Source organism: Pseudomonadota bacterium (assembly GCA_039818985.1).
Classification (GTDB): domain Bacteria; phylum Pseudomonadota; class Alphaproteobacteria; order Sphingomonadales; family Sphingomonadaceae; genus Alterisphingorhabdus.
In genome coordinates, this window is the sequence record JBCBSU010000001.1 from 1046759 (window position 1) to 1072795 (window position 26037).

The window sequence follows — 26037 nt, forward strand, 5'->3', positions numbered from 1 at the left end:
GCCGACCGACGCGAATATAGCCAGACTGAAGCTTTTGCTTCGGACAAATGTCGCACATGACGAAGATGTCACTGCCGCAGGAGATCAGGCCGGGAATCTGATTAATGTCAGCCGGCTTGTCGATACCGGTGTGCTGCTGAAGGCGCTGCATGCGCATCTCTTCTCCAGAGAAGTCTTTGGCGAGGCCGCATGGGAAATGCTCGTTGCGCTGAGCCTGTCGGGTTCTGGCTCAGGCGAGGGAAGTAAAAGCTTCACCGTCGATATGCGTGTATTGACCCCTTTGGCGCGACGATATGTCGATGTCATGCGCCATCATGGCTATCTGATCCAGGCGGCCGCCAATGATGGTGTCGAGGGTATCATTATCAGGCTGACGGAAAAATCCTGGATAATCATCCGTGCCTGGATTGCCATGAACGACCGCGAAGGAACATAGAACTGCTCTCTGACTCAAGGGCTTGCTGTCTGTTTCAGGGCCTTACTCTGCCTGTGCGCTTTCCTCCTTTGTCTCTTCCTGGCCAAGCACACCGGATCCGAAATCGATGACGAAGTTGATCGGAATATCGGCAATGGCGGTGTCGCCGTCATAATTGGCTGGCAAAGGTTCCAGTTGGGTTACCATTTTCGCTACGCGGCGGATTTCGAAATCGAGCCGACGATGGCCTGTGGACTTGACGATCTCGGCCTTTAGCACCTTTCCCGAGCGGGCGACGGTGACGCGCAATATGCCCGTGCCTTGGCGCTTATTGTCGATGGCGCTTTGCGGGTAGCGAAGATTCTGGGTGTATTGTTGCTGCGATATGCGGATAAAGCGCTCGCTCAGTCGCGTGATCTTGGCCGGAGGTTTGGGTTTTGGGGCTGCCTTTTGAGGTGGCGGTGGTGGCGGTACGGCTTTGGCACCGGTCCCCGATGACAATGGCCCGCCTTCGGACGATGCAGCGACAGCGCGTGGCTGATCCGGCGGTGCCGGTGGCGGGGCATCATCGGCGCGTTCGGAGGGCACCACCGGGTCTTCGGTGGTTTCGACACCCGGAGGAGGTGGTTCGAGCCGTCGCGCCGGTGCGCCCAGCGCGATCACCGTTTCCTCCAGTGCTTCCGCCATTTCCGGCAGGGCGCTACGCGAATATTGCCAGATGGCGAAGAACAATATCGTGGCGGAGAAAACCAGCCCCAGGCCCCAATGCCATTCGCGCGGAACCGGCGGTCGATCCGGGCTGATCGCGCTGCTCCACTGGTCGGCATACATGGCGTTATCCCTTCGAGCCCTAGCCTTCGCGCGCCCGACCGACAGTCAGCAGCACGATATATTCCGCTCCAGCCTGGCGGATATCCTCCATGATTGCGATGACCTCTTTCGCTTCCGCCTCGGAATCGGGTTTGAGCTGGATCAGGCCATCGGGCTTTTCGTTCAGCGCCTGGCGGATACGCGCGGTCAGCTGGTCGCGCGCTATCGGTTCATCGCCCAGCGCAACCTTGCCGTCCTCGCTGACCAGAATGACAAAATCCTTGACGTCGCCGCGCTTGTCGATGCCCGATTGTGCCGGCGCAACCGGAAAGGCATCCTCTTTTTCGATGGTGCCGGCGAGCATGAAGAACACCAGCAGGATGAACACCACGTCTATCAGCGGTGTGATGTTGATCAATTCCCCCTTGGGCCGGTAGCGTTCGATTCTCATGGCGCTACCACCTCTTCTTCAGGCGGTGAGAAGGTAACCGCAAAAGCCCCCGAATCGCGCGTCAGCTGATAGATGTCGATCGCCTTCTGCATGGTGACATCGGACATTGGCCGGATCAGAAAAGTGCGGCCCGGGTCGATCTCGGTGAGCGCGGCGACATCGGCTTCGATCTGCTGCGCCGATGCAGGTTCGCCGTCATATTCCAGATCGCCATTGCTTTTGATGCGAATGACGATGGCGGCGGTCGGGTCCTGCACCACCTCCATGTCCTGCGGTGTATCGATGCCGATGAGGCGGAATCGGGCGAAATTGGTGGTCAGCATGAAGAACACCAGCAATATGAAAACAACGTCGATCAGCGGCGTGACATTGAGCAGGGTGATATTTCGGCGTTTGCGCCGGAGGTTCATGTGACTGGGCTCTGGGCCGGTTGTTCAGGCGCGTCGGCAGCAGCGGCGCCGTTGGGCCGGTTTTCGGGGACTGCTTCATAGAGCGGGATGGTGAAGACCTGGGTCGCGGCATCTTCCATCCGCTGCGCCTCAACATCGACCGAGCGCTGTAGCCAGGTGAACAATACCGCTGCCGGGATGGCCACTGCCAAACCTGCCGCAGTGGTAAGCAGGGCTTCCCAGATACCGCCAGCAAGCACTGCCGGCTCGATACTGTCGCCGACGCTTTCCATCTGCTGAAATGCCTCGATCATGCCTAGAACGGTACCGAGAAGGCCGAGCAGCGGCGCAATGGTGGCGATCAGGCTGAGCAGCGCCAGTCCGCGTTCCAGCCCATCGAGCTGGGCCTGGGCAATACGGGTGGTCTCCTCGCGGACAATGGTGTCGTTCATCTGCGGGTTGGCATTGCCGCGTACCGCTGCCGCCATCACCTTGGCCACGGGGCTGTGACGCGGTTCCAGGTCGTTTAACGCATCTGCATAGCGGCCATTGCGGATGACCGGTACAATGTCGCCCACAAAGGAAGAGCGCCCGACACCGAGGCGAGCAAACTGGACGAATTTCACCAGCGCCACCGCCAAAGCCAGCAGGGCCAAAACCGCCAATATCGCGATGATCGGCCCACCCACCTCGAACAGCCGTTGCACCGGTGACATCTCGCTGGCGACTGTTGCAGCTTGTGCCGGAGAGCTGAATAGCAGCAGTAAAGCGCAGCAGGATGTTGTCAAAGCGCGCCTGTTTTCGGGAATAGCCGTGTCTATGCGCATGATTCTTACCCGCCCACCTCTTGAATGTGTCGTCTCTAGGCGTGATTGACGTAATTTTTATTACAAAATAACGACAGCCGCTTGCATATATTCTTCATATCTCTGTCATACCGCCATGAAACAGTGATCTTTCATGGCGGTCGATACACTCTCTTCGCAACGGAAAACCGGGCAGGGCAACAGTGGGGGGACACCGCTTTCCGGCGCACGTTTTGTAATGATTCTCGGCGTCACTGCAGTGCTGTTTTTTCTCGGCCTGATCCCGCTTGAGGCAATCCCCGAAATCCCCGTCGATATCGACAGCAAGCCGTTTTTTATCCCGTTGGTGCTGGCGGCTTTACTGCCGACGGGGCGGCCGGGCTTTGCCGTGGCGCTGGGCGCGTCGCTTGGCGAGGGGCTGCGCGACATGATGGAGGGCTATGAACTCGACGATCCGATCGGCTTTGTCGGCTACGCTGTCGGGTTTGCTTTGGCGAGTTATGTCATTGGTACACGCGCCCGTAGCCCGCTATTCCTCACTATAGGGGCCATTGTCGCAGCGTTCGTTCAGGCGCTTTTCGAGGCATCTTCCTTCCTGCTGTTCGGCACCGAAAGCATGGGCATCGTCATTCAGAGCACTATTGGCAATACCATCACCCATGGGGTGATCTGGGGTGCCATTCCGCTGCTGTTTCTGGTTCCTGCATTGCATGGCCGGTTTGAACGCTTTCTCGGTTTTGCGCCCAAGGGCTTCGAGGCAGATGTACCACCATTGCAGCCGCTGGTTCCGCGGCATCCCCCCGATCCGGATGCCTTGTTGAGTGCACAGGCCTTGCAATTCCGCTATCCGGGTGAGACCGGACGGGCGCTGGCGGGCGTCGATATCGATATATTGCCGTTCCGGGTGACCGGACTGATCGGCCCATCACAGGCCGGCAAATCGACGCTGTGCAAGGTGCTGGCTGGCTTGGCCCCGCATGTCACCGGCGGTGAAATGACGGGCGAATTGCAGCAGCCGGCTACCGGACCGGAGGCTCTGGGTATCGGCTATGTCGCCGATGATGCAGCGGCGATGATGACCCGTACACGCGGACTGATGGAGGTGGCCTCGGCGCTGGCCGGATCCGGGTTATCCGTCGAAGAGATAGAATATAGAGCGCTCGACGCGCTCGACGCTGTGGGCATATCCGAGACCGAAGCGCGGCGCTATATCTGGGAATTGCCGCTGCAGAAACAATCGCTTGTTGCGCTGGTAGCGGCGACGGTGACCAATCCGCATATCCTGATCATCGATGAATTGCCGTCGCATCTGGACAAGGTGGGCAAGACGATTTTGCGCCAGCAGATCGCCCGCGTTACCGCCAGGGGTGGTGCGGTGCTGCTGGTCGACAATGACACCGACCGACAGCTGGTGCATTGCGATCATATTGCCATTATGCGCGATGGCCGGATTGTCGCTATGGGAGAGGCCCCGGATATATTGTCGAACGCGCAAATCCTGGAACCTCTGGGCCTTTCGCCGCCACTGGAGCTGACGAAAATGGCACAGCCTGATGGCAGTGAACAAGATGCGCCGCTGGCGACACCGCTACCGGCTGATGATCATGATCCATCCATAAGCACACCAATTCTCGAACTGCGCGCGATCGCGATGGACAATGATGATGGTGAGCGCGTGTTGCGCGATTGCAGCCTGTCCGTCGCTGCTGGCCGGGTCATCGGCATTGCCGGTGCCTATGGCGCGGGCAAGTCCGCTCTGGCACGGCTGATCGCCGGGCTCGCCAGGGCACGCAGCGGGCAAGTCATCGTTGGTGGCGACGATATCACCAACTGGTCAGTTGCGCAGCGGCTAGACCATGTGGCGACGGTCATCCATGCGCCGCATGCCTTTTTCAGCGAGCGCACTGTGGCGCTGGAAATGGTCCGGTCGCTGCGCACAGCCGGCGACACTGGATCCGAAGACAGGCACCGCCAGGACGCGTTGGTGCAGCGATATGCAGCTATGCTCGACCTTGTGGATATACTCGACGCCGATCCACTGGCGCTGCCGCCCGGCATCGCCAAGCGGGTCCAGGTCGCGGCCATGTTGACGCGTGGCGCGCCGCTGCTGGTGCTTGACCGGGCGCTGGCCAATCTCGACCCCAAAGGCGTCACGCTGATGCATGAGGCGCTGCGCAACTACGTCACCACCGGTGGCACGGTTTTGCTGCTCGATCACGACATGGATATTCTCAGTGAATGGGCCAACCAGTTGTTCTTCCTCTCCGACGGTAGGCTGAACCCGGCCGAGCCGCAGCATGATGCGCTGCTGAGCCAGATATCTCGCTTCGGCCTGGACTGGCCGCATGCCGCTGATATTGCGGTGCAGAATGGGCGTCAGGCAATGACCCGTGCCGAATTGTTGGCGGTTGCTGATGGAGGCACAGCATGAAGGTCCCGACGCTGCACACAGGCCGTGACAATTTCTGGCGTCGCCGCGACCCTCGCGTTAAATGGGCGCTGTTCTTCATCTATATCCTGCTCATCTACCTTGCGCCCGACTGGCGCTGGATGGCGGCGGCCTCTGCTGCCGGCTTTGTCATCGCTCTCACGGCACAGGCACCAGTCGGCTGGCTGTTGTTGATGCTGATGATCCAGATCCCCAATGTCACCGGGCTGGTGATTATCCCGATGCTGGGGAGCGATTTCAGCTTCAACGACGAATTCCGCTTCGGCTTGCATATGGGCTTTGGCTGGATCGCGGCGATCCTGATCGGGATCAGCCTGTTTTCGACTATGGATGTCGACGAGTTGGTGCAGGGATTGCGCGGCCTCGGCCTTCCAGCACAGTTCGCCTTTGTCGTCGGCTATGCCTTTGTGCTGGTCTATCTCAGCTTCACCGATCTCAGCCGCATCTATGATTCGATGCGACTCAAGGGGATGGAGCTGCGCTGGCGTCAGCCAATCGGCTCGCTGCGCAATTTGATGACAATGTTCATTCCGGCGCTGATTACCATTGTGCGGCGCGGCGGCACCATGGCTGTTGCATTGGAGGCACGCGGCTTTGATGCCAAAAGCGTGATGACGGCCCGTTCCGAGAAAATTGATTCTGCGGATATCGCCGTTCTGACAGCAGGCATAGCCTGCCTCGTGGGAGCCCTGGTGATGCGATAATGCCGGGATTCGGCCAAGGCAGGTACTTATCCATCGCGATGCTGAAGCACATCCGCTTCGGTGCGGATGCGGACAAACAATATCCCGGCATTGAGTAGCGAGAAGAGCAGGCTGATCCAGATATGGCCGAAGATCAGCGGTATAGTCATTATTTCGAGCGTCACCACCAGATAATTGGGGTGGCGGACAAAGCGAAATGGCCCATCGCTAATGCGTGGGAAATCGGGTGAGGAGATAATCCGCGTGGTCCAATAGGGACCAAGCGTCGCCAGCACCCAGAGCCGCATAGCCTGTAGCAGCAGGAACAGGACTGCCAGCGGCCAGATAATCGCCGCATCGGGCAGCGTGGCATAGACCAGCGTCAGCAGAAACGCGCCATGGATGACGACCATCGCCGGATAATGCGACCGGCCATATTCCTGTGCCCCGCGTGCCAGCAATGCCCGCGTATTGCGCCGGGCATAGACCAGTTCACCCAGCCGCTGCATGATCAGCAGGGCGATAATGATCCCGGCGGCGGGCCAGTCGGGTTGCCAGGTCAGCGCGGCGGGCAGGGCATCAATCATGGATGAATCAGGCCGATAGCGCCGGTAAAGCCCGGCCCCAGCGCCGTCATCAGCAGCGGCCTGTCCTCTCCCGGCTCAGATTCGAGCAGTTGCTTGAGTATAAAATGCACTGTTGGTGAGGACATGTTGCCATAATCATTGAGCACTTTCCGTGTCGCGCAAAGACCGGTGTCGAGATGGTCGAAATAGCGCTCCAGCGCTTCGATCACCTTGCGTCCGCCCGGATGGCAGGCAGGTTGGCGCAGGCCGGTCCGCTCGAGCCCTTCACGGTCCAGAAAATCGTCGATAATGGGTGCAAATTCACGGGTGACGAAGGACGGGATATCGCGTGCCAGGATGAGGCCGAGACCTGCCTCGTCAATATCCCAGCCCATCATATCGCGGGTGTCGGGCCAGGTTTTCTGTACCGATGCACCGATGCGCGGCCCATATCCATTCGCGCTGATCACCATCGCACTGCCGCCATCGGCGAACAGCGCGGTCGATACTAGCCCCTTTTTGCTGAAATCACCCATGCGAAAGGCAAGCGAACACAGCTCGACGCAGAGCAGCAATATGATGGTATCGGGGCGGGCACAGGCCAGGTCCCGCGCCACTTGCAACCCCAATATGCCACCGGCACAGCCATAGCCGAACAGCGGCACCGTCTCGATATCATCGCGAAAGCCATGGTTTTTAAGCATCTGCGTCGGGATCGACGGCGTGGCAATTCCAGTCGATGACACACAGACGATGATATCCACCATATCTGCTGTCATCTCGGCTTCGGCCAGCGCATCTGCGGCAAGGCGCGCCATCAGCTTTTCGGCTTCTTCGAGATAGATGGCGTTGCGCTCGGGCCAGTGTGCCGGTGCCATATAGGCATCGGCGGGCCGGGCGATGTGCCGCGTTGCGATGCCGGCTCCGGCATAAACCTGTTCGATCTTTGCCGGCATGCCTCCGGGCATGCGCTGCGACATGCGGCTGACGACCTCATCCTGGGTGATCCGGTGCTCGGGCACCGCAGTGGCAATAGAATGAATATGCGCAGCAGCTGACATTGGGCGTAGATGCGTTGTGCACTGCAGAAAAACAAGAACCGTTACGCCTATGCACCAATCGGATCGAAGAAATCAGGGCCTAAAGCGGCACCTTTTCGGTGCAAAGAATATGTTGAAGGGCGCTGTCTTCACCTTGCCGATGCGCATTCCTATCTCTACCGAAACGCCATAGGCAATTTGACGGAAATAACCATGAGCACAGTCCATACAACTCGCATGCTGATCCTGGGATCGGGCCCGGCTGGCCTTTCTGCTGCCATTTACGGCGCGCGTGCCGGTCTGGAGCCGATCGTGGTGCAGGGCCTGCAACCTGGCGGCCAGCTGACCATCACCACCGATGTCGAGAACTATCCCGGCTTTCGCGATGTCATTCAGGGGCCATGGCTGATGCAGGAAATGCAGGCTCAGGCCGAGCATGTCGGCACCCGTATGATGTATGACACCATTGTCGATGTTGATCTGTCGCGGCGCCCGTTCCGCATGACCGGCGACAGCGGCGATATTTATGAAGGCGAAACGCTGGTGATTGCCACCGGCGCCCAAGCCAAATGGCTGGGCGTCGAGGGCGAAGAGTCGCTGGGAGGCAAGGGCGTATCGGCCTGTGCCACCTGTGACGGCTTTTTCTATCGCGGCAAGAAAGTCGTGGTTATTGGCGGCGGCAATACCGCTGTCGAGGAAGCACTGTATCTCACCAATCATAGCGATGATGTCACGTTGATCCATCGCCGTGACAGTCTGCGCGCGGAAAAAATCCTGCAGGACAGACTGTTCGCCAACCCCAAGATCACGGTGTTGTGGAACAAGACTGTCGAGCGTTTTGTCGGTGGCGGTGACCCCGAAGGGCTGGTCGGCGTTGATCTGAAGGACACAGTCACCGGCGCGACCTCGCATGAGCCTGCTGATGGTGCCTTTGTCGCCATTGGCCATGCGCCGGCGACGGAACTGTTCAAAGGCCATCTCGAGCTGGATGGTGGCGGCTATATCCCGGTTGAAGCGGGTACACCGAAAACGATTATCCCTGGTGTGTTTGCCTGTGGCGATGTCATGGATCATGTCTATCGTCAGGCAGTAACAGCGGCGGGGACCGGCTGTATGGCAGCGCTCGATGCTGAACGCTTCCTTGCCGAACAGGATTTCGCCAAGGCGGCTGCCTGAACTTTACCCGGTCCTGGTCGCCAGGCGTGTGGTGACAGGGTGGATCAGCTGCGATTCAGTCCTGAAAGATAGGCGAGCAATTGCTTATCCAGCCATTGCTGCGCTTCCGCATCAGCGAAGCTGTGCGAGCCATTGGCCAGTCTTTTGACATGGATGTTGCTCCGGTGATGGCAATCGGCAAAGGCAGGACCGTTCCATGCGGTAAGGAAGTACTGTGCCGTGCGGTCCTGTTCCGCGAGCAGGATGGTCACCGGCATATCGGCCGCTGCCAGTGATGTACTCAGCTGCCTGGCAAAGGGTGCCGGTGCATCACTGTCACCCGTGGCGGCACGGCCCAGTCCCTTGGCGAGCTTGCCGAAATTGACACCGCCACTGACCAGCCGCTTGAGCGCCTGCGGGTCTTTCAGTCGCTGCCAATAACGTGCACGGATAGCTTCGGCGGGTGGCAGATCATTCTCAGCCGCTTCCTCTTCAAATGTCCACGGATTGGCGAGGATCAGTGCGTCGAGCGCGAGCGTTTCATGGAACAGGATCAGCGCCGCCGCTGCGTCGCAATTGCCGAATGCAGCTATGCCGGTGAGACCCGGCAGCTGCTCACGAAAACAGGCCAGCGCGGCGGCGATATCGGTCTCGCTTGACAGAAAACCGTGATTATCGCCGCTGCTGTCGCCGATACCACGTCGGTCATAGCGAAACACTGCATGCCCCGCCTGTGTCAGCCGTGCCGCCAGCATTGCTTGTCCGGCATGGGCACCGCTTCGGATCTCATTACCGCCGCTGATCAGCAGCAGGCCGCTAGCGGTGTCACCGCTGTCGGGCAGGTCGAGCGTCGCGTAAAGCGTGTCGCCGGCGCAGGGAAATGTAAGCTGGCGGCGCATCATTCGGTCATCCATTGTGCAATATCGCCAGCAATCGCGGTGGCAAGCGACTGGTCGTCTCCGGGTTCTGCGCGCAACCATAAGGGCGGTCCGTCGAGACGTGCATCCGCGGGTTTGGTGTCCTCTGCGAGCCGCACGGTGCGGTCGGCACCGTCGGCAATATTGTGCCTGTCCATGAGTGCCGCGACCATGGAGGGCCCCAGCGTATAGCCTGCGAGCATCAGGCCATCCTGGCGTCCGCTGCCTAGCATGTCGCTGAGCGCCGGTGTTGCTTCACCAGCATCGCGCAGCGATGCGATTTCGCTGCGTGCCAGCGTGCGCAACTGCTGCGCCGGGGGTATCGGCGACAATCGCCAGTGCGGAATATCGGGCAATGCGCCATCGAGCGCAGCCCCGCCGCGGATTGCCGCGCTATGGGTTACCGAACCGCATTGCTCCGCAGCCATAGCCAATGCTTTTTGCCAATCGGTGAAGCCGGTATCTGCCAGCAATGTCCTACTGTCCATCGTGCCGGGCAGATCGGGAAGCATAGAGGCGATATGATGCGTGGTTGCGATATACCGCATCACCGACACCATAAGCCGCCGCATCCGGTTGGCTTCGGCAAAGAGCGGCGGGATCAGGCACAGCATATGCGCTGCTTTGGTCGGTGCATCCGGGCGGATCACCAGGCATGGTTCGGCCTTGCCGTTATAGTCATAGCGGGTGATTTGCGGATTGGCGGCCATATCCGCGCCGGTCAGGCAGCGACTTTCTGAACCGAAAAGTCGAGGAGATTGCCGTAATTCTCGAATACCTCGCCATCGACATCCTCATCCTCGATGACGATGTCGAAGCGATCCTCCATCTCGGTCAGCAGCCCGGCAACAGCCATGGAATCGAGCTCGGGTAGCGCACCGAACAGTTCGGTATCGCGGTCGAAGGCATCGACGCGCGCCTGATCCAGTCCCAATATGTCGCGCAAGATAGTGCGCAGCACCATATCGGTGTCTGCCTCTGGCTGGCTGGAAACAGGCTCGGCAATACTGGCCATAGGGTACCTCGAAATTGCGGATCAGCGTGCTTTGCAACGCTGGCTGCGGCTTGCTGCCTTAGTCTTTCCGGCGCTTGGCGGCAAGATCGGAAATGGCCTGCTTGCCAGCCCGCAGGATCAGATCGGGCCATGACAAGGGCGAGTGCGGCCAGTAAAAATCCTGGGCAAAACGCGGTCGCTGCTGCTCCATCCAGTCGGCCTTGTAGCGATCATCGCCGGTGCCGAAGTCGATCTGCTGCACCCCGTCAATATCGATGACATGCTGGAACATTGCAGCGCTCAACACCGTGCCAGGTGACGCTTTCTCCGCTGCCTTGTCATAGGCCAGCTTGTGGATCAGCGCGATGCCATGATCGACGGTCCATAGCTGCGCCGCCACCGGCGCTCCCTCAATAAAGGCGAAGCCCAGCCGCAGCGCGCCATGTGCCGCTTCATTCTCGGCGAAATGGCGGATAAAGGCCGGGCTACCCTCACCGGGCTTCCAGCTGCGGTTATACACACTCTCATAATCGGACCAGTTTTCCGGGGTAACCATGGTATCGATACGCACCGATATTTCATGGCTCCTGGCCTTGCGCCGGACTGTGGAGCGCATCCGGCCAGGGCGGCCCTGCCAATAATCGTCAAAGCTGCGATCGCCGAGCTGGAGATAATGGTTCACATCACAGGGGGCATGGCTGGTGATCCAGCCTTCCTGACGAAAAGCGCGGCGCAGCAATGTTGCCTCGCTGTTATCGTCGGGGATCTGGTGCAGTGAAATACGGTGCGCCTTGCGCCGGGCGATACGGGCGATGCTGCGCAGCAGCGACATTCGTGTCACCTCGTCATAATCACCGCCGAAAATCGGCCCGCAGGTGAAGCTGTACCAATTGGCGAGGCCCTGAAGTCGCCAGGGCAGGGCGGTCTGCATCAGGAACAGCCAGGCAAAACTGGGGTGCTCGGGATCATTGCTGGCAGCACGGAAAATCGCCGGCTGCTGCCGCGGCAGGCAATGCGCATGCAATGCCTCGAACCATTCCAGCCGCTGGAACAGGCTCGGCAAGGCGCTGCGCGACAGCTCTTCGCGTGCCTGTTCTTGCACTGCGGCAAAGTTATCGTGATATTCACCAATGATCGGCATATCATGCGCATAACCCGCCGACAGATCATCAGAAAGGCTTTTGCGTCGCGGCATGAATATCCCGCTATCAAAACCTCCAAAGTCTAAACCCATCGATCATCTGGCCTTTTGTGGCTCCGGAGGGGCTCCGGCGCTGGTCGTTCGTAAAGACACCATTAGCTATGAAGGGTTAAACTTGCGTATCGCCGCGCTGGCGGGCTGGTTGCGCGGGCAGGGGTTGCAACCGGGCGACCGGGTTGCGACCTGGCTCGGCAAGACGGACATTGCCTGCATCATGCCGCTGGTGGCCGCACGCGCCGGGTTGGTGCATGTGCCGGTCAATCCGCTGCTCAAGGCGCCACAGGTCAGGCATATCATGGCCGATAGCGGCGCAACGCTGCTGATCGCCAACCGCCAGCGCCTGGGCCTGCTTGACGATACCATGCAGGATTTTCAGACCGTCGAAGACAAGGCGCTGACCGCCATTCTGGAAAGCGATACGGAAATCGGTGCTGACTGGGAGACGGGATCGACACAATCACCCGATGCTCTCGCCGCCATTCTCTATACCAGCGGTTCGACCGGTCGACCCAAAGGGGTAATGCTGAGCCATGCAAATCTCTGGCTCGGTGCGGTTTCGGTGGCGCGCTATCTTGGCCTTTGGCCGGAAGATCGCACACTCTGTGTCTTGCCGCTGAGTTTCGATTATGGCCAGAACCAGCTGCTTTCGACCTGGTATGCCGGGGGCTGTTGCTATCCGCTCGACTATCTGATGCCGCGCGACGTGCTGAAAGCGATGGTGCGGCACCGGATCACGACATTGGCGGCAGTGCCGCCTCTTTGGCTGCAACTGGCAGAACTGGACTGGCCTGCAGAGGCGACTGACGCGTTGCGGCGAATGACCAATAGCGGTGGCGCGCTTACTGAGCCGCTGGTGCGGCGGCTGCGTCAGCTTGCACCACAGGCTGATCTGGTGGCGATGTATGGCCTGACCGAAGCGTTTCGCTCGACCTGGCTCGATCCGGCACTGATCGACAGTCACCCGACATCGATCGGCCATGCCATTCCCTTTGCCGAGATCATGCTGGTGGGCGATGATGGCACGATCATCGCCGGTCAGGGAGAGGGCGAGCTGGTGCATGGCGGCCCGCTGGTGGCGCAGGGCTATTGGCAGGATGCGGAACGCACCGCCCGGCGCTTCAGACGAGCACCTGAAGGCGCGTATTTCTCTGGCATGGCGGTATGGTCGGGCGATACGGTGCGACGCGATGTGCAGGGCCTGCTCTATTTTGTCGGCCGTGATGACGCCATGATCAAGACCAGCGGCAATCGCGTATCGCCGCATGAGATCGAGGAAGCGGCGATCGCCACCGGACTGGTGGCCGAAGCGGTGGCCTTTGGCGTTGCCGATGCAGCGCTGGGACAGGCAATTATCCTGATTGCAAGGGCCAGTGTCACCGATGAAACGGCGATAATCAATGCGATGAAGCCGCTGGTACCCAATTATATGCTGCCGCAGCGGATCGCGCTCAGCGATACCCTGCCGCGCAATGCCAATGGCAAGATCGACCGGGTGCGGCTAAAGGCGGAGTTTATTGCTGCCGAAACCGACGGGGAGCCCGCATCATGACCCGCAAAGCCAAGCCATTCGGCCCGATTCCCGAAGCTTTCGGACAGGATGGTGCTGATATTCATATCGGTGGTCGGACGGTCGGCGAATGGGTGGCGGAGGCCGGCAGCACGCCGCTATTCCTTTATAGCGGTGATCTATTGCGCCAGCGCATGGCCGGTCTGCGCGCTGCAATGCCCGACAGGCTGGCGATTCATTATGCGATGAAGGCCAATCCCTTTGCGCCCTTGCTCAAACTGATGACCGAAATCAGCGATGGCATCGACATTGCGTCGGCGGGGGAGTTGCGGATGGCGCAGGAAGCGGGTGCCATGGCTGATCGGATCAGCTTTGCCGGGCCGGCGAAGCGCGATGCCGATCTGGAAGCGGCGATCAGCGCCGGGGTGACGCTCAATCTCGAATCCGAAGGCGAGGCCGACCGCGCGCTTGCCATCGCCGATAAGCTGGGCATGAGACCAGGGCTGGCAATACGGGTCAATCCCGATTTCGAGCTTAAGGGTTCGGGGATGCGCATGGGCGGCGGCGCCAAGGCCTTTGGTGTCGATCAGACGCGGGTGCCGGACCTGATCCGCCATATCATCGCCGCCGGGGCAGAGTATCGCGGCCTGCACATCTATGCCGGGTCGCAGGCGCTCGATGCCGATGCCTTGATCGAGGCGCAGGCCAATACGCTGCGACTTGCCGCTAAGCTGTCCGATGCTACGGGTACAGCGTTGCCGCATTGTAATCTGGGTGGTGGTTTCGGTATTCCCTATTTTCCCAATGATATCGCGCTCGATATTGAGAAAATAGGTGAAGCTCTGGAAACGCAATTTGCCAGTCTGCCGGACAGTCTGGCCGGGTGCGAATTTGCGATTGAGCTGGGCCGCTATCTGGTTGGCGAGGCAGGCATTTACGTTACCAGGGTGATCGACCGTAAGGAAAGCCATGGCGCGGTGTTCCTCACCTGTGACGGCGGGCTGCACCATCAGCTCGCCGCCAGCGGGAACTTCGGCACGGTGGTAAGGCGCAACTATCCGGTGGCCATGGCGGCGCATCGCGACCGGCCGCAGGAAATCGTCTCGGTGGTGGGCTGCCTGTGCACCCCGCTCGACCGGCTGGCCGATAATGTGCTTTTGCCGCGCGCCGAGCCGGGAGACCTGGTGGTGATTTTCTGCGCCGGGGCCTATGGTGCCAGCGCCAGCCCGGTGAATTTTCTCGGCCATGGCGCGGCGGCAGAGCGACTGGTCTGAGCCCCGGGACGGCCGACACCTATCGGCAGGGCGCTTTGGAAATAGCAGTTTTTACCGGAAATCCGCTATTTCCAGAGCGTAACGATCCTGCATGGGGCTGGCAAATCTGCTAGGTTTACCGTTTGCGTGATGGCCGCCCCGATATGGCACAGACCATAGTTACCGGGAATCCGTCATACAATCCTAACGCTATGTTCACCCTTTCTGAGCATAGTGGGCATGATCGGCGAGGAGCAGCTTCATGGGGCAAGGGTCCATGGGGCAATTCTCCGCGCGTGTTGGGGAAATGAGACAGGACGTAAAAATGATGGTCATTTCAGATATGTTTGCAGACTGGTCCGATATTCGGCGCATGATCATGCGCGTATTTGTCGCTGGTTTTGCAGTTCTGGCGCTGTCGGCCTGTGTTGGCGGATCCGGTGCCCAACTGCCGCCTGCTTCTTCGGTATCGGTGTCCGAAGGTCCGGGTGAGGATTATGTCATCGGGCCGCTCGACGAGCTGACCATCTTCGTCTGGCGCAATCCCGAGCTTGGCGCGACGGTGCAGGTGCGCCCCGATGGCCGGATCACGACGCCGCTGATTACCGATATGCCCGCTGTCGGCAAGACACCGACGATGCTGGCCCAGGATATTCGCCTGGCGCTGTCGGAATATATTCAGGACCCGATCGTCTCGGTCACCGTGAGCAACTTCTCCGGCACCTTCTCGCAACAGGTGCGGATTGTCGGCGCCATCGAGAAGCCGGCATCGATACCCTATCGCGCCAATATGACGTTGCTCGATGCCATGATCGCGGTCGGTGGCCTGTCGGAATTTGCCGCCGGAAACCGCGCCAAGCTGCTGCGCGTCGATCCACAGACCGGACGCCAGCGTGAATATGCCGTGCGTCTGGGCGATTTGCTCAAGCGCGGCGACAGCCGGGCCAATGTGCTGTTGCAGCCGGGTGACGTCATCATCATCCCGGAAAGCGCATTCTGAGTGGAACGATAGGGGCTGCGGCAAGGAAGATTTCAAGGGGCTGGCATGAACGGAATATATGACGAGTTCAGGATAGCGGTGCACAGCGTCTGGCAACGGCGCTGGATGGCGCTGGCCGTCGCCTGGCTGCTGTGCGTGGCCGGCTGGCTCGTGGTGGCGATGATCCCCAACAGCTATCAGTCCAGCGCCCGGGTGCTGGTGCAGATGAAGTCCATCCTGCCCGATCAGTCGCGCAATGATGCGCTCGAGCGCCAGCGTCAGATCGATCAGGTCGAGCAGACGCTGACCTCGGCAGTCAATCTGGAGAAGGTCATTCGCGCCACAGATCTCGGCCAGAATGTGACCAGTCCGCGCGAGATGGAAGGCAAGGTCGAAGGACTTCGCGGCAATATCCAGGTGGTCTCCGAAGAGGACAGCTTCTTTGAAATCACCGCGACATCGGGCGATCCGAACCGTACTGACGGTGAGAATGCCCGGCTGGCGCGCGATATCGTGCAGAAACTGATCGATATCTTCATCGAGGAAAATCTGGCCGGCGGTCGCGGCGAGACCCGCAAATCGCTGCAATTCTATGATGATCAGCTGGCGCTGCGTCAGAAGGAACTGGAAGACGCCGAAGCCCGGCGCGTTGCCTTCGAGACCGAGAATCTCGGCCTGCTGCCGGGTGTCGGATCGATCAGCCAGCGTCTGGAAAGCGCGCGCGCCGAACTGCGCCAGATCGAGGTGCAGCTGTCATCGGCGCAAAGCGCATTGGCGGCGATCAATTCGCAGTTGAGCGGTACGCCGGCAACCATCGCCGCACCCGGCACTGGAGCAGGCGGCGCACAGGGATTGCTGGCCCAGGCGCAAAGCCAACTGGCGGCACTGCGGGCCCGTGGACTGAAGGACTCGCACCCCGATATTATCGCAATCAAGCGCCAGATTTCCGATTATGAGAACCGGGCAGCGACGGAGCCCGCGGGTACCGGCGGGGTCCAGACGCCCAATCCTGCCTATAGTTCGCTGCAGAGCATCCGTGCCGAGCGCCAGGCCAATGTCTCGGCACTGACCGCGCGCAAGCGGGCGCTGGAAACAGATCTGGCCACCATGTCGGCGAAACAGGCGTCGGAACCGGGTGTTGCCGCCGAGCAGGCGCGCATCAATCGCGATTATGAGGTGCTCAAGGCGCAATATGACCGCCTGCTCGAAGAGCGCGAGGAACTGCGGCTCAAGGGCCAGGTCGAGACCGAGACAGACGCGCTGCGCTTCAGCGTCCCCGATCCGCCGACCAGCCCGACAACGCCTGTCGCGCCCAACCGCCCGCTGTTGCTGCTGATGGTGCTGGCGGCCGGTATCTGTGGCGGCATCGGTGTCGCGTTCGCCCTTGCCCAGATCAACGCCAGCTTCTCGACCGTAGGCAAGCTGGAGAAGGTTTCCGGCCTGCCGGTACTGGGAGCGATCTCACAGACACTGACCAACAAGCAGCGCGTGATCCGCAAGCGTCGCATGCGCTGGTTCTATGGTGCCTCGGCAGCTCTGGTCGGGGTGTTGGGCATATTGCTCGTGGTTGAATTCATCCAGCGTGGCTCTGTGGTTTGAGGAAGAAGAAGATGACCCGATATTCACCACTGCCATCGGTGCCGAAGGATGGCGACTCGCTGCTCGAGCGGGCGTCGCAAAAATTCGATCTGGGCGATATCCATCGCGCCAGCAGCGCGGCCACGCCTATCGAAACGCCTGCCGAAGATGCGACAGCGGACGAAGTCCGGGGCCTGGCATCTGATCGGGACCCGCAAACAAGCAAGCCTGTGGTCGAGATGCAGCCAGTGCACGCTCGGGCTCCGCAGCCAGCCCCGGCTCCGCGCAGCAATCGCCGGGTACAGGAAATCGACCGCGACGCACTGCGCGCCGCCAATTTCATCATTCCCGATGGTCCGGTAAGCGGGCTTTCCGAGGAGTTCCGCATCGTCAAACGACAGCTGCTGCATAATGTCGAACAGGATATTGGCAGCGACGGGAAGCCGCATAGCGGCTGGGCAAGACGCATATTGATTTGTTCGGCCAAGTCGGGCGACGGCAAGACATTCTGTGCCATCAATCTGGCGTTGTCGATCGCCGCCGAACGCGATTATAGCGTTGTGCTGGTCGATGCCGACTTTGCCAAACCGGGCGCGAGCCGGATTTTCGGCCTTGATGGCGAACTCGGCCTGATGGATGCACTGAGCAATCCCGAGGTGTCGATCAATGACTGCATCGTTGAAACCGATATTCCCGGTTTCTCGGTGCTGCCCGCCGGCAAGCAAACCAATAACGATACCGAATATCTGGCGTCATCGCGCACCAGCAGCCTGTTGTCGCAGCTCGCGCTTGATGATCCGCGCCGGATATTGATTTTCGATTCACCGCCGACCCTGTCGGCCTCACCGGCATCGGAACTGGCGCGTCATGTCGGCCAGGCGCTGATGGTGGTGCGTGCCGACAAGACCAGCGAGTCCGCGCTCAGCGATGCGCTGACGCTGATTTCTCGCTGCGACACCATCCAGCTGTTGCTCAATGGGGCGAAATTCTCGCCCACAGGCCGCAGTTTCGGATCCTATTATGGCTATGGAGAAGAGCAATGACCCGTTTCCCCAGAGGTCGTCTTGCACTGAAATCCCTGATGATCGGACTGGCACTGCCGTGCTGCATTGCACCCGTAGCAGCGCAGCAACTGCCGGCAGGCGGAGATGATCTGACGCTGGGTGACGACAATGTCACCACCAGTGAACGTCGGAGCCAGGCCCAGATCACCCCCTATATCGAGGTTGGTCAGGTGCTGTTGGCCGATCTTAACAATGACGATGTGCTGACCTACAGCGTCATTGCCGCCGGTGTCGACGCCGTTGCATCGGGGCCACGCGCCGCCGGCCAGATCAGTGTGCGCTATGAGCGCCGGATCGACTGGGACGACGATCTGGGCGATCAGGATGTGTTGAGCGGTATCGCTCGTGGCGCAGTCCAGGTGGTGCCCAATTTCCTCAGCCTGGAAGCCGGGGGTATTGCTACCCGCAGCCGTATCGATCTGCGCGGTGCACAGCCAACCAACCTTGTCGGCGATGCTGATAACGTCACCCAGGTCTATTCGATCTTTGCCGGGCCGAGCATCACCACCAATATTGATACGCTGTTTCTCAATGCCAATTACCGCTTTGGCTATACCTCGATCGAGAGCGATACCGATATTGCCATCGCTCCGGGCCAGCCGCAGCTCGACATTTTCGATGAGAGTACCAGCCATTTCGCCAATGCCACGATCGGCCAGGCACCGAGGACTACCGACCTGCCGTTCGGTTGGGCGCTGAGCGCCGGATATCGCCGTGAAGATACAACCCAGCTCGACCAGCGCTTCGAGGATCTGTTCCTGCGCGGCGATCTCACCGTTCCGGTATCGCCTACTTTGGCTCTGGTCGGGGGTGTCGGCTATGAAAATGTCGAAGTCAGCGAGCGTGATGCGCTGCGCGATGATGAAGGCAATCCGCTGGTCGGCAATGATGGCCGGCTGATCACCGATCCGGATTCGCCAAGGCTGCTGTCTTTCGAGGCCGATGGCCTGATCTGGGATGTCGGGGTGCTGTGGCGCCCGAGCAGTCGTACTTCGCTCGAGGCGCGCTATGGCCGGCGCTTTGGCGGTGAGACCTATTTCGGCAATTTCAGCTGGCAGGCAAGCTCGCGCACGCTGGTCAGCGTCAATGTCTTTGACACTGTAGCCGGCTTTGGCTCGCGGCTGGTGGACAATGTTGCGCTGCTGCCGACCGAGTTTACCAGCTTCCGTAACCCGCTGACCGGTGACCTGAATGGCTGTGTTATCGGCGGCGATGATAATCTATGCTTCAACGATGCGCTGCAATCGGCGGCGTCTTCGGTGTTCCGCCTGCGCGGCGTGAACGCCATCGTGTCGACCGAGATCAACAACTGGCAAACCGGATTGGCGCTTGGCTATAACCGCCGCCGCTTCCTCAATTCCAATGCCGGTGTTCTGGCCGATATTGCCGGCGGGGTTGATGAAAATTATTTTGCCAACTTCTTCGCATCGACACAGATTGATCAGGCATCGGCGTTCAACGCCAATGTCTATGCCAATTATTTCGACAGTGCCTTTATCGATGGCGGCAATGCCTTTGCCGTTGGTGCCAATGCCGCCTATCTGCGCAACCTGACGCGCCGGTTGCGCGCCACGGCGGCGCTGGGTCTCGACAATTTCGATGTCGACGGCGTCGAGAACCAGCTGATCGGCTCGGCACTGGTAGGATTGCGTTATTCGTTCTGATGCCGAACCGCGCTGCATGCGGTATATGGCGATAGAGCCCGGTCGCGACGGCGCGCCGGGACAAGGGAGACAGGGATTATGTATGAGAGCTATTATGGACTGGACGCCCGTCCGTTTCAGCTGACGCCCGATCCGCAATATTATTTCGACAGCCGTACCCATCGCAAGGCGCTGTCCTATCTCGGCTATGGTCTGGCCCAGGGTGAGGGCTTTATCGTCATCACCGGAGAAATCGGCTCGGGCAAGACAACGCTGGTCGGTCATCTGATGCAGACTATTGATCGCGAGCGGCTGACCGTCGCGCAGATCGTCACCAGCCAGCTATCGGGCGATGACCTGCTGAAAATGGCGGCGCAGCAATTCGGTATTGCCGGCGAAGGCATGGACAAGGCAGCGCTGCTGCGTGCGCTGGAAAACCATTTTCAGGCCGAGGCACGCGCCGGACGGCGTTGCCTGCTGATCGTTGACGAAGCACAGAATCTCGACCGCACAGCGCTGGAACAGCTGCGTATGTTGTCCAATTTCCAGCTTGGCAATCAGGCGTTGTTGCAGATATTCCTGCTCGGCCAGCCGGAATTTCGCGACATGCTGCGGGGCGATTCTTCGCTCGAGCAACTGCGCCAGCGGATCATTGCGACGCACCATCTCGAAGGCATGAGCGAGGATGAGGTGCAGCCTTACATCAAGCACCGCCTGGCGCGGGCAGGTGGCAATGGCCGACCGACTTTCAGTGACGAGGCAATTGCCGATATCGCCGCTGAAACCAGCGGTATTCCGCGCGCGCTCAACCGGCTGATGAGCCGGGTGCTGCTGATGGGCGCTATCGAGGAAGCCGACCATATCGATGCCGTATTGGTCGAGCGGGTTATTGCCGATCTTGCCGAAGACCTGCCCCAAGCAGCAGACGAAGCAGCGTTCGAGCCCGTGGATAGTGTCACCGAGGCAGAGCCGGAAGAGCAGGAAGAACCGATGCAGGTGGCGCAGGCGGTATTGCAGTCCACCGTCACGCCTGCGATCCTGGACAATGATGCTGAGGGCGTTGTGGCCGAGGAAGGCGAAACAGATGCGGAAGACGAGACCGCAATCGAAGCTGTATCTGCAGCCGCACCGTCCATTGACCCGGCTGACTTTCGCGCTGCGATAGACAGGATTTGCGCCCTTGAGGCGCGCATGGCAGAACAGGAACACTCGCTTCGCCAATTACTGGTGCGTCTGGTGCGCTGGGTCGAGAGCGAGGATAATGACAACCGGCGCGACGCCGCCTGAACGGGATAACGCCCATGCTGCACGGCCCGGACATAGTGCCCAAGCCATTCACCAAGGGTCCGATTCCCAATGGGCTGTCGGTCGATATTGAAGACTGGTTCCAGGTCGGTGCGTTTGAGAACACCATCAGTCGTGATGACTGGGACAGCCTGCCGCATCGTGTCGAAGCCAATAGCGATGCGGTGCTGGCGCTGTTTGCGGAAGCCGATGTCAAGGCGACCTTCTTCATCCTGGGATGGGTGGCCGAACGCTATCCGGCCCTGATCCGCCGCATCGCCGATGCCGGGCATGAAATCGCCAGCCATGGCTGGGCGCATGACCGGGTGTTCACCATGGACGCCAAGACCTTTGCCGAGGATATCAGACGGACGCGCAAGGTGCTTGAAGATGCTGGCGGCCAGAAGGTCACCGGCTATCGCGCACCCAGCTTTTCGATCGACAGCCGTACGCCTTTTGCTCACCAGGTGCTGGCCGAACAGGGCTATGCTTATTCGTCCAGTGTCGCCCCGGTGATGCATGATCATTACGGCTGGCCGGAAGCGCCGCGCTTTGCCTGGCGTCCGGTGGAAGGTTCGTCACTGGTCGAATTGCCGGTAACCACGGTACAGCTTAATGGCCGCAATTTTGCAGCCGGTGGTGGCGGATTTTTCCGGCTGTTCCCCTATGCGCTGTCGCGCTGGGCGATCAACCGGGTGAACCGTCACGATGCAGAACCGGCAATATTTTATTTTCACCCATGGGAAATCGATCCGGGACAGCCGCGCGTCGATGATGCGCCGCTGAAATCGCGGCTGCGCCATTATGCGCGGCTCGATGCCATGGCCGAGAAGCTGCGCCGTCTGGCACGCGATTTTGCCTGGGGCCGTATCGATACGCTGGCGGCGCTGCGGGTGCCGCAATGACCATGGCCTTTGACCATAATCCTGAAGCTTTGGAAGCCTGTCGCATCGATATTGTCGCGGCCGATGATGCAGTGGCGCGTGCTGCCTGGTCGGATTATGTCGCGGATCATAAGGAAGCGACTGCCTTTCACCGGCTTGAATGGATCGATGCCATCACGGAAGCGACCGGGCACGAAAGCTGCCTGCTGATGGCGCGGACTGCAGCAGAGCCGGGCGATGATGCGGTGATATGCGGGGTGCTGCCTTGTCATATCATCCATTCACCGCTCTTCGGGCGGGCACTGGTGTCCTGCGGTTTTGCGGTGGATGGCGGGGTGCTGGCTGATGATCCGGTGGCAGCCGAGGCGCTGGTGGCATCAATGTGGAAGCTGGCCGAACGGCGCAGCTGCCCGACGGCAGAATTGCGTGGCGGCATGGTGCCTCTCGACCCTTCCTGGCATCGCAATACCGATAGTTATCTTGGCTTTGTGCGCGCTCTTGCCGAAAATGATGAAGCGGAACTGCTTGCCATTTCGCGCAAGCAGCGCGCCGAGGTGCGCAAGGCGATCAAATTGCGCGATACCGGCGACCTGACCGTCGAAACCGGCGCGGGACAGCGTGATCGTGACTGGCATTATCGCGTTTACAGCGAGAGTGTACGCAACCTCGGCACGCCGGTTTTCCCGCGCGCGCTGTTTGCCGCGGTGCTCGATCATTTTGGCGAAGATGCCGATATACTGAGCGTGCTGCACCAGGGCGAACCGGTCGCTTCGGTGCTTAGCCTCTATCACCGCGGCACGGTGATGCCCTATTGGGGCGGCGGTGTCTGGGATGCGCGGCGGCTGCGTGCCAATGACCTGATGTATTATGCGCTGATGAATCATGCGCGCGATCACGGCTGTCATCGTTTCGATTTCGGTCGTTCCAAGACCGGTACCGGTGCTGCCGCATTCAAGAAGAATTGGGGCTTTGACGGTGTATCGTTGACCTATGCCGTGCGCACCGCCAGCGGTGCCGAGCCGCGCGACACCAATCCCCTGAGTCCGAAATATCAGGCCCGGATCCGCCTGTGGCAGAAACTGCCTTTGTCGCTTGCGAACCGTTTGGGGCCGATGATCGCCAAGGGTCTGGGCTAAGGCAGCGGGCAGGCTATGGCAGCGGTTCTCTATCTGGCGCATCGCATCCCGTTCCCGCCTGATCGCGGTGACAAGATACGCTCGTTCCACATGCTGCGGGCTATTGCCCGCTTCACCCCGGTGCATGTCGCCTGTTTTGCCGACAGTGCGCGCGAAATGGCCTATCAGGGCGATCTCGCCGCTGTGGCGCAAAGCCATAAGGTGGTACGTCGCCGCAAGTCACCGGTATCGGCCGGCATCGAGGCTCTGGCCAGGGGAAAGCCGATTTCGCTTACCGCCTTTTATCATCCGGCGCTGGCGGAATATGTCACGCGCACGCTGGCGGAACAGGATATATCGGCGATCTTCTGTTTTTCTGGTCAGATGGCGCAATATATTCCGGATGATTATCAGGGCAGGGTTGTGCTCGATCTGGTCGATGTCGACTCGATGAAGTTCGAGAGTTATGCCGCCAGCGGTCATGGGCTTATGCGCCGTATCTATGAACGCGAGGGGCGCAGGCTGTCGCAGTTCGAGCATCGCATGGCGAACCGTGCCGATGTCATCTCGCTGGTCAGCGATAACGAGGCGGAGCTTTTCCGTCAGCGCATGGCAGCGGATGGTCACAAGGTCGATGAACGAATAGGCTGCATCGCCAATGGTATAGACTGCAACCGCTATGACCCCCGCCATATCGAGCTGGCGGCAATGCCCAACCATCATGGCAGTCATGACATTATCTTTACCGGGCAAATGGATTATCCGCCCAATGTTACGGCGGTGACGCATTTCGCTGCGCATATCATGCCGACCATCGTCTCGGCTGTGCCGGATGCGCGATTCATCATCGCCGGGCGTAACCCGACCGATCGCGTTACAGGGCTGCATAATGACGAGAACATTATCGTCACAGGAGAGGTTGAGGATATCCGCAGCTGGCTGGCACAGGCGAATATCGCGGTGGCGCCGTTGACCATTGCACGCGGGGTGCAGAACAAGGTGCTCGAGGCGATGGCAATGGAAAAACCGGTCGTCGTTTCAGCCGAAGCCGCCACTGGCATCGACGCCAAAGATGGCGAGCATTTCTGCATCGCCCGTGACGATGCCCATTTTGCTGCATTGTGCATCGATCTGCTCGAACATCCGCGCAAGGCGGCAAATATGGGGGTAGAGGCTCGCCGCCATGTCCAGGACACGATGAGCTGGGGCGCAACGCTTGCCCGGCTGGACAAGATCGTCATGGGCGATGACTTTCATATATGCGCGGCCGCATCATGAGCGCCGTTTCCCCTCCGCATGAAGGCAAGGCGCTGGGCCGGGACACGGGGGGCCATGCGATCACCCAAAGCGGCTGGTCACCGTCATGGCATATGGCGTTTCGCCAGCTTGGCCTGTTCGCTCTGGTTTTTGTCGCTCTGTTCTGGCGCGATATTGCCGATATGGCGCTGATCTGGTGGAATATTTCCACCTATAATCATATCCTGCTAATCCCGCCGATCCTTGGCTGGCTTGCATGGCAACGTGCCGATGCATTGCGTGCCATCACTCCGACCTATGCTCCGCTCGCGCTGCTCTGGGTCGTTCTCGGGGCGCTGGTGTGGATTGCCGGAGAAGCCTCGGGGACGGCACTATTGCGCCATGGCGCGCTGGTGGTGATGGCGCAGGGAGTCATCGTCGCTTTGCTCGGGCGGCAGGCGGGGACAGTGCTGCTGTTTCCGCTATTTTACGGATTTTTCCTTGTGCCAGTGGGTGAAGAGATTGTCCCGCAGTTGCAGACGATTACTGCGGATATCTCGATGGTACTTCTAAGCTGGATCGGGATACCGGCCTTTCGCGAGGGCGTGTTTATCTCGATCCCCACAGGCTATTTCGAGGTCGCAGAGGCCTGTTCCGGGGTCAAATTCCTGATCGCGATGATTGCCTATGGCGTGCTGGTGGCGCATCTGTGCTTCCGCCGGTGGAGCCGTCGCATAGCCTTTCTCGCCGCCTGTGTCATCCTGCCGATCATCGCCAATGGCATTCGTGCCTGGGGCACCATTGCTATCGCCCATTATCATGGCCTCGATTTCGCTGTCGGTTTCGACCATGTCTTTTACGGCTGGTTCTTCTTCGCGCTGGTGATGATCATCATCATGGCAGTTGCCTGGCCGTTTTTCGACCGCGCGCTCGATGCGCCTGTGGCCGTGCCGCAGCGAGAGACGGCAATGGACGCGCCGCATCGCTGGGGCGCGCCGCTGGTGCTGGCACTGGCAACGCTGATGGTGTTGCCCCTGGGCTGGTCGCTGGCCACCGCCAATGCCCGTGCCGAGATTGCCGAACGCATCAGCCTGCCGGATATTGCCGGCTGGAGCCAGATGGACTATGCCCCGGCCTATGAATGGTCGCCGCAACAGCAAGGCGCGGCGCACCGACTGCTCGGTCGCTATCGCAGCGATGACGGTACCAAGGTTGACCTGTTCTATGCGCTCTATGATCGCCAGTCCGAGGGTGCGGAATTGATCGGCTATGGCCAGGGCGCACATGATCCGGCGACAGAATGGGCGTGGACCGCGAGCGACGAGACAGCCACCGGGCTTGTCAGTCAGCGGCTGGTGGCACCTGGACCGGTGGTGCGAGAGGCGGTGACGCTTTATGTCTATGGCGACCTTGCCACGCAGAGTGCACGTTCGATCAAGCTGGCGATGCTGCGCGATCGCCTGATCGGGCAGCAGCAGCGGGCAGCGGTGCTGATCATTGCAGCGGAGGCCGGCGGCGAGGCTGCTGCAAAGATGGCACTGGATCGCTTTATCGCAGATGCCGGATCGCTTGACAGTCTGGCGCTTGCCATTGCATCGGGCGCCTGATCATTTGCGCT

Annotated in this window: 25 protein-coding genes; 15 read left to right on the top strand and 10 right to left on the bottom strand. The window is 60.1% G+C overall.

The features are described from left to right. Positions 1 to 34: 34 nt before the first annotated feature. Positions 35 to 436, top strand: coding sequence for a hypothetical protein (locus AAFX04_04935; GenBank protein MEO1044766.1), 402 nt, complete (start codon positions 35 to 37; stop codon positions 434 to 436). Positions 437 to 478: 42 nt separating this feature from the next. On the opposite strand, the gene AAFX04_04940 is transcribed toward AAFX04_04935, so the two are convergent. From AAFX04_04940 to AAFX04_04955, 4 genes are read right to left on the bottom strand one after another with little or no spacing between them, the layout of a single operon-like run. Beyond that, on the bottom strand, positions 479 to 1246 hold the full coding sequence (locus AAFX04_04940) for an energy transducer TonB (protein MEO1044767.1): 768 nt from the start codon (positions 1244 to 1246) through the stop codon (positions 479 to 481). A 19-nt stretch (positions 1247 to 1265) separates the two neighbouring features. Beyond that, positions 1266 to 1676, bottom strand: coding sequence for a biopolymer transporter ExbD (locus tag AAFX04_04945; protein MEO1044768.1), 411 nt, complete (start codon positions 1674 to 1676; stop codon positions 1266 to 1268). Further along, positions 1673 to 2086 carry a biopolymer transporter ExbD gene (locus AAFX04_04950; GenBank protein ID MEO1044769.1) on the bottom strand — a complete coding sequence of 138 codons (414 nt, stop codon included), beginning with the start codon at positions 2084 to 2086 and terminating at the stop codon, positions 1673 to 1675. Before AAFX04_04950 ends, AAFX04_04945 begins: the two co-directional genes overlap by 4 nt. After that, entirely contained in the window at positions 2083 to 2781 is a 699-nt protein-coding gene (locus AAFX04_04955; GenBank protein ID MEO1044770.1) for a MotA/TolQ/ExbB proton channel family protein, read from the bottom strand. Before AAFX04_04955 ends, AAFX04_04950 begins: the two co-directional genes overlap by 4 nt. 244 nt (positions 2782 to 3025) lie before the next feature. Here AAFX04_04955 and AAFX04_04960 point away from each other — a divergent pair, with 244 nt between their 5' ends. Both AAFX04_04960 and AAFX04_04965 read left to right on the top strand, forming a co-directional pair. Next, a complete protein-coding gene (locus tag AAFX04_04960; GenBank protein MEO1044771.1) occupies positions 3026 to 5302 on the top strand; it encodes an ATP-binding cassette domain-containing protein in 2277 nt (758 codons plus the stop codon). Continuing rightward, positions 5299 to 6024, top strand: coding sequence for an energy-coupling factor transporter transmembrane component T (locus AAFX04_04965; protein MEO1044772.1), 726 nt, complete (start codon positions 5299 to 5301; stop codon positions 6022 to 6024). Before AAFX04_04960 ends, AAFX04_04965 begins: the two co-directional genes overlap by 4 nt. Before the next feature lie 26 nt (positions 6025 to 6050). Here the strand turns inward: AAFX04_04965 and AAFX04_04970 are convergent, their stop codons facing one another. Together AAFX04_04970 and AAFX04_04975 are read right to left on the bottom strand one after the other, a co-directional pair. Then, positions 6051 to 6590, bottom strand: coding sequence for an isoprenylcysteine carboxylmethyltransferase family protein (locus tag AAFX04_04970; GenBank protein ID MEO1044773.1), 540 nt, complete (start codon positions 6588 to 6590; stop codon positions 6051 to 6053). Continuing rightward, the gene (locus tag AAFX04_04975; GenBank protein MEO1044774.1) at positions 6587 to 7630 is read right to left on the bottom strand and encodes a type III polyketide synthase; all 1044 of its coding nucleotides are present in this window, start codon (positions 7628 to 7630) and stop codon (positions 6587 to 6589) included. Before AAFX04_04975 ends, AAFX04_04970 begins: the two co-directional genes overlap by 4 nt. Before the next feature lie 192 nt (positions 7631 to 7822). Here AAFX04_04975 and trxB point away from each other — a divergent pair, with 192 nt between their 5' ends. After that, positions 7823 to 8785 (top strand): thioredoxin-disulfide reductase, encoded by a 963-nt coding sequence (gene trxB, locus AAFX04_04980; protein ID MEO1044775.1) that lies wholly within the window; start codon positions 7823 to 7825, stop codon positions 8783 to 8785. Between the two features lie 44 nt (positions 8786 to 8829). Here trxB and AAFX04_04985 read toward each other — a convergent pair whose 3' ends face one another. Genes AAFX04_04985 through AAFX04_05000 form a run of 4 tightly spaced genes read right to left on the bottom strand, consistent with a single transcriptional unit; the run spans position 8830 to position 11870 of the window. After that, complete coding sequence (locus AAFX04_04985) at positions 8830 to 9678, bottom strand: hydrolase 1, exosortase A system-associated (protein ID MEO1044776.1); 849 nt, start codon at positions 9676 to 9678, stop codon at positions 8830 to 8832. Next, positions 9663 to 10391, bottom strand: coding sequence for a hypothetical protein (locus AAFX04_04990; protein MEO1044777.1), 729 nt, complete (start codon positions 10389 to 10391; stop codon positions 9663 to 9665). Before AAFX04_04990 ends, AAFX04_04985 begins: the two co-directional genes overlap by 16 nt. A gap of 11 nt (positions 10392 to 10402) precedes the next feature. Next, positions 10403 to 10696 (bottom strand): acyl carrier protein, encoded by a 294-nt coding sequence (locus tag AAFX04_04995; protein ID MEO1044778.1) that lies wholly within the window; start codon positions 10694 to 10696, stop codon positions 10403 to 10405. A 58-nt stretch (positions 10697 to 10754) separates the two neighbouring features. Next, complete coding sequence (locus AAFX04_05000) at positions 10755 to 11870, bottom strand: GNAT family N-acetyltransferase (protein MEO1044779.1); 1116 nt, start codon at positions 11868 to 11870, stop codon at positions 10755 to 10757. Between AAFX04_05000 and AAFX04_05005 the strand changes: the two genes are divergently transcribed. From AAFX04_05005 to xrtA, 11 genes are all read left to right on the top strand, one after another. Next, positions 11869 to 13425: an acyl-CoA ligase (AMP-forming), exosortase A system-associated gene (locus AAFX04_05005; GenBank protein MEO1044780.1), complete on the top strand. Its 1557-nt coding sequence runs from the start codon at positions 11869 to 11871 to the stop codon at positions 13423 to 13425. The genes AAFX04_05000 and AAFX04_05005 overlap by 2 nt on opposite strands. Then, positions 13422 to 14657: a pyridoxal-dependent decarboxylase, exosortase A system-associated gene (locus tag AAFX04_05010; GenBank protein MEO1044781.1), complete on the top strand. Its 1236-nt coding sequence runs from the start codon at positions 13422 to 13424 to the stop codon at positions 14655 to 14657. The genes AAFX04_05005 and AAFX04_05010 overlap by 4 nt, the downstream gene beginning before the upstream one ends. Positions 14658 to 15000: 343 nt before the next feature. Next, the gene (locus tag AAFX04_05015) at positions 15001 to 15636 is read left to right on the top strand and encodes an XrtA/PEP-CTERM system exopolysaccharide export protein (protein ID MEO1044782.1); all 636 of its coding nucleotides are present in this window, start codon (positions 15001 to 15003) and stop codon (positions 15634 to 15636) included. 45 nt (positions 15637 to 15681) lie between these two features. After that, positions 15682 to 17214 (top strand): XrtA system polysaccharide chain length determinant, encoded by a 1533-nt coding sequence (locus AAFX04_05020; GenBank protein ID MEO1044783.1) that lies wholly within the window; start codon positions 15682 to 15684, stop codon positions 17212 to 17214. A gap of 11 nt (positions 17215 to 17225) precedes the next feature. Continuing rightward, complete coding sequence (locus tag AAFX04_05025; GenBank protein ID MEO1044784.1) at positions 17226 to 18236, top strand: AAA family ATPase; 1011 nt, start codon at positions 17226 to 17228, stop codon at positions 18234 to 18236. Next, positions 18233 to 19921 (top strand): hypothetical protein, encoded by a 1689-nt coding sequence (locus AAFX04_05030; protein MEO1044785.1) that lies wholly within the window; start codon positions 18233 to 18235, stop codon positions 19919 to 19921. The genes AAFX04_05025 and AAFX04_05030 overlap by 4 nt, the downstream gene beginning before the upstream one ends. 78 nt (positions 19922 to 19999) lie before the next feature. Next, positions 20000 to 21187, top strand: coding sequence for an XrtA/PEP-CTERM system-associated ATPase (locus tag AAFX04_05035; GenBank protein MEO1044786.1), 1188 nt, complete (start codon positions 20000 to 20002; stop codon positions 21185 to 21187). Positions 21188 to 21201: 14 nt separating this feature from the next. Further along, positions 21202 to 22089 carry an XrtA system polysaccharide deacetylase gene (locus AAFX04_05040; GenBank protein ID MEO1044787.1) on the top strand — a complete coding sequence of 296 codons (888 nt, stop codon included), beginning with the start codon at positions 21202 to 21204 and terminating at the stop codon, positions 22087 to 22089. Between the two features lie 2 nt (positions 22090 to 22091). Continuing rightward, positions 22092 to 23204, top strand: coding sequence for a FemAB family XrtA/PEP-CTERM system-associated protein (locus AAFX04_05045; GenBank protein MEO1044788.1), 1113 nt, complete (start codon positions 22092 to 22094; stop codon positions 23202 to 23204). Positions 23205 to 23219: 15 nt separating this feature from the next. Then, complete coding sequence (locus AAFX04_05050; protein ID MEO1044789.1) at positions 23220 to 24461, top strand: TIGR03087 family PEP-CTERM/XrtA system glycosyltransferase; 1242 nt, start codon at positions 23220 to 23222, stop codon at positions 24459 to 24461. After that, positions 24458 to 26026 (top strand): exosortase A, encoded by a 1569-nt coding sequence (gene xrtA / locus AAFX04_05055; GenBank protein MEO1044790.1) that lies wholly within the window; start codon positions 24458 to 24460, stop codon positions 26024 to 26026. Before AAFX04_05050 ends, xrtA begins: the two co-directional genes overlap by 4 nt. Positions 26027 to 26037 lie beyond the last annotated feature (11 nt).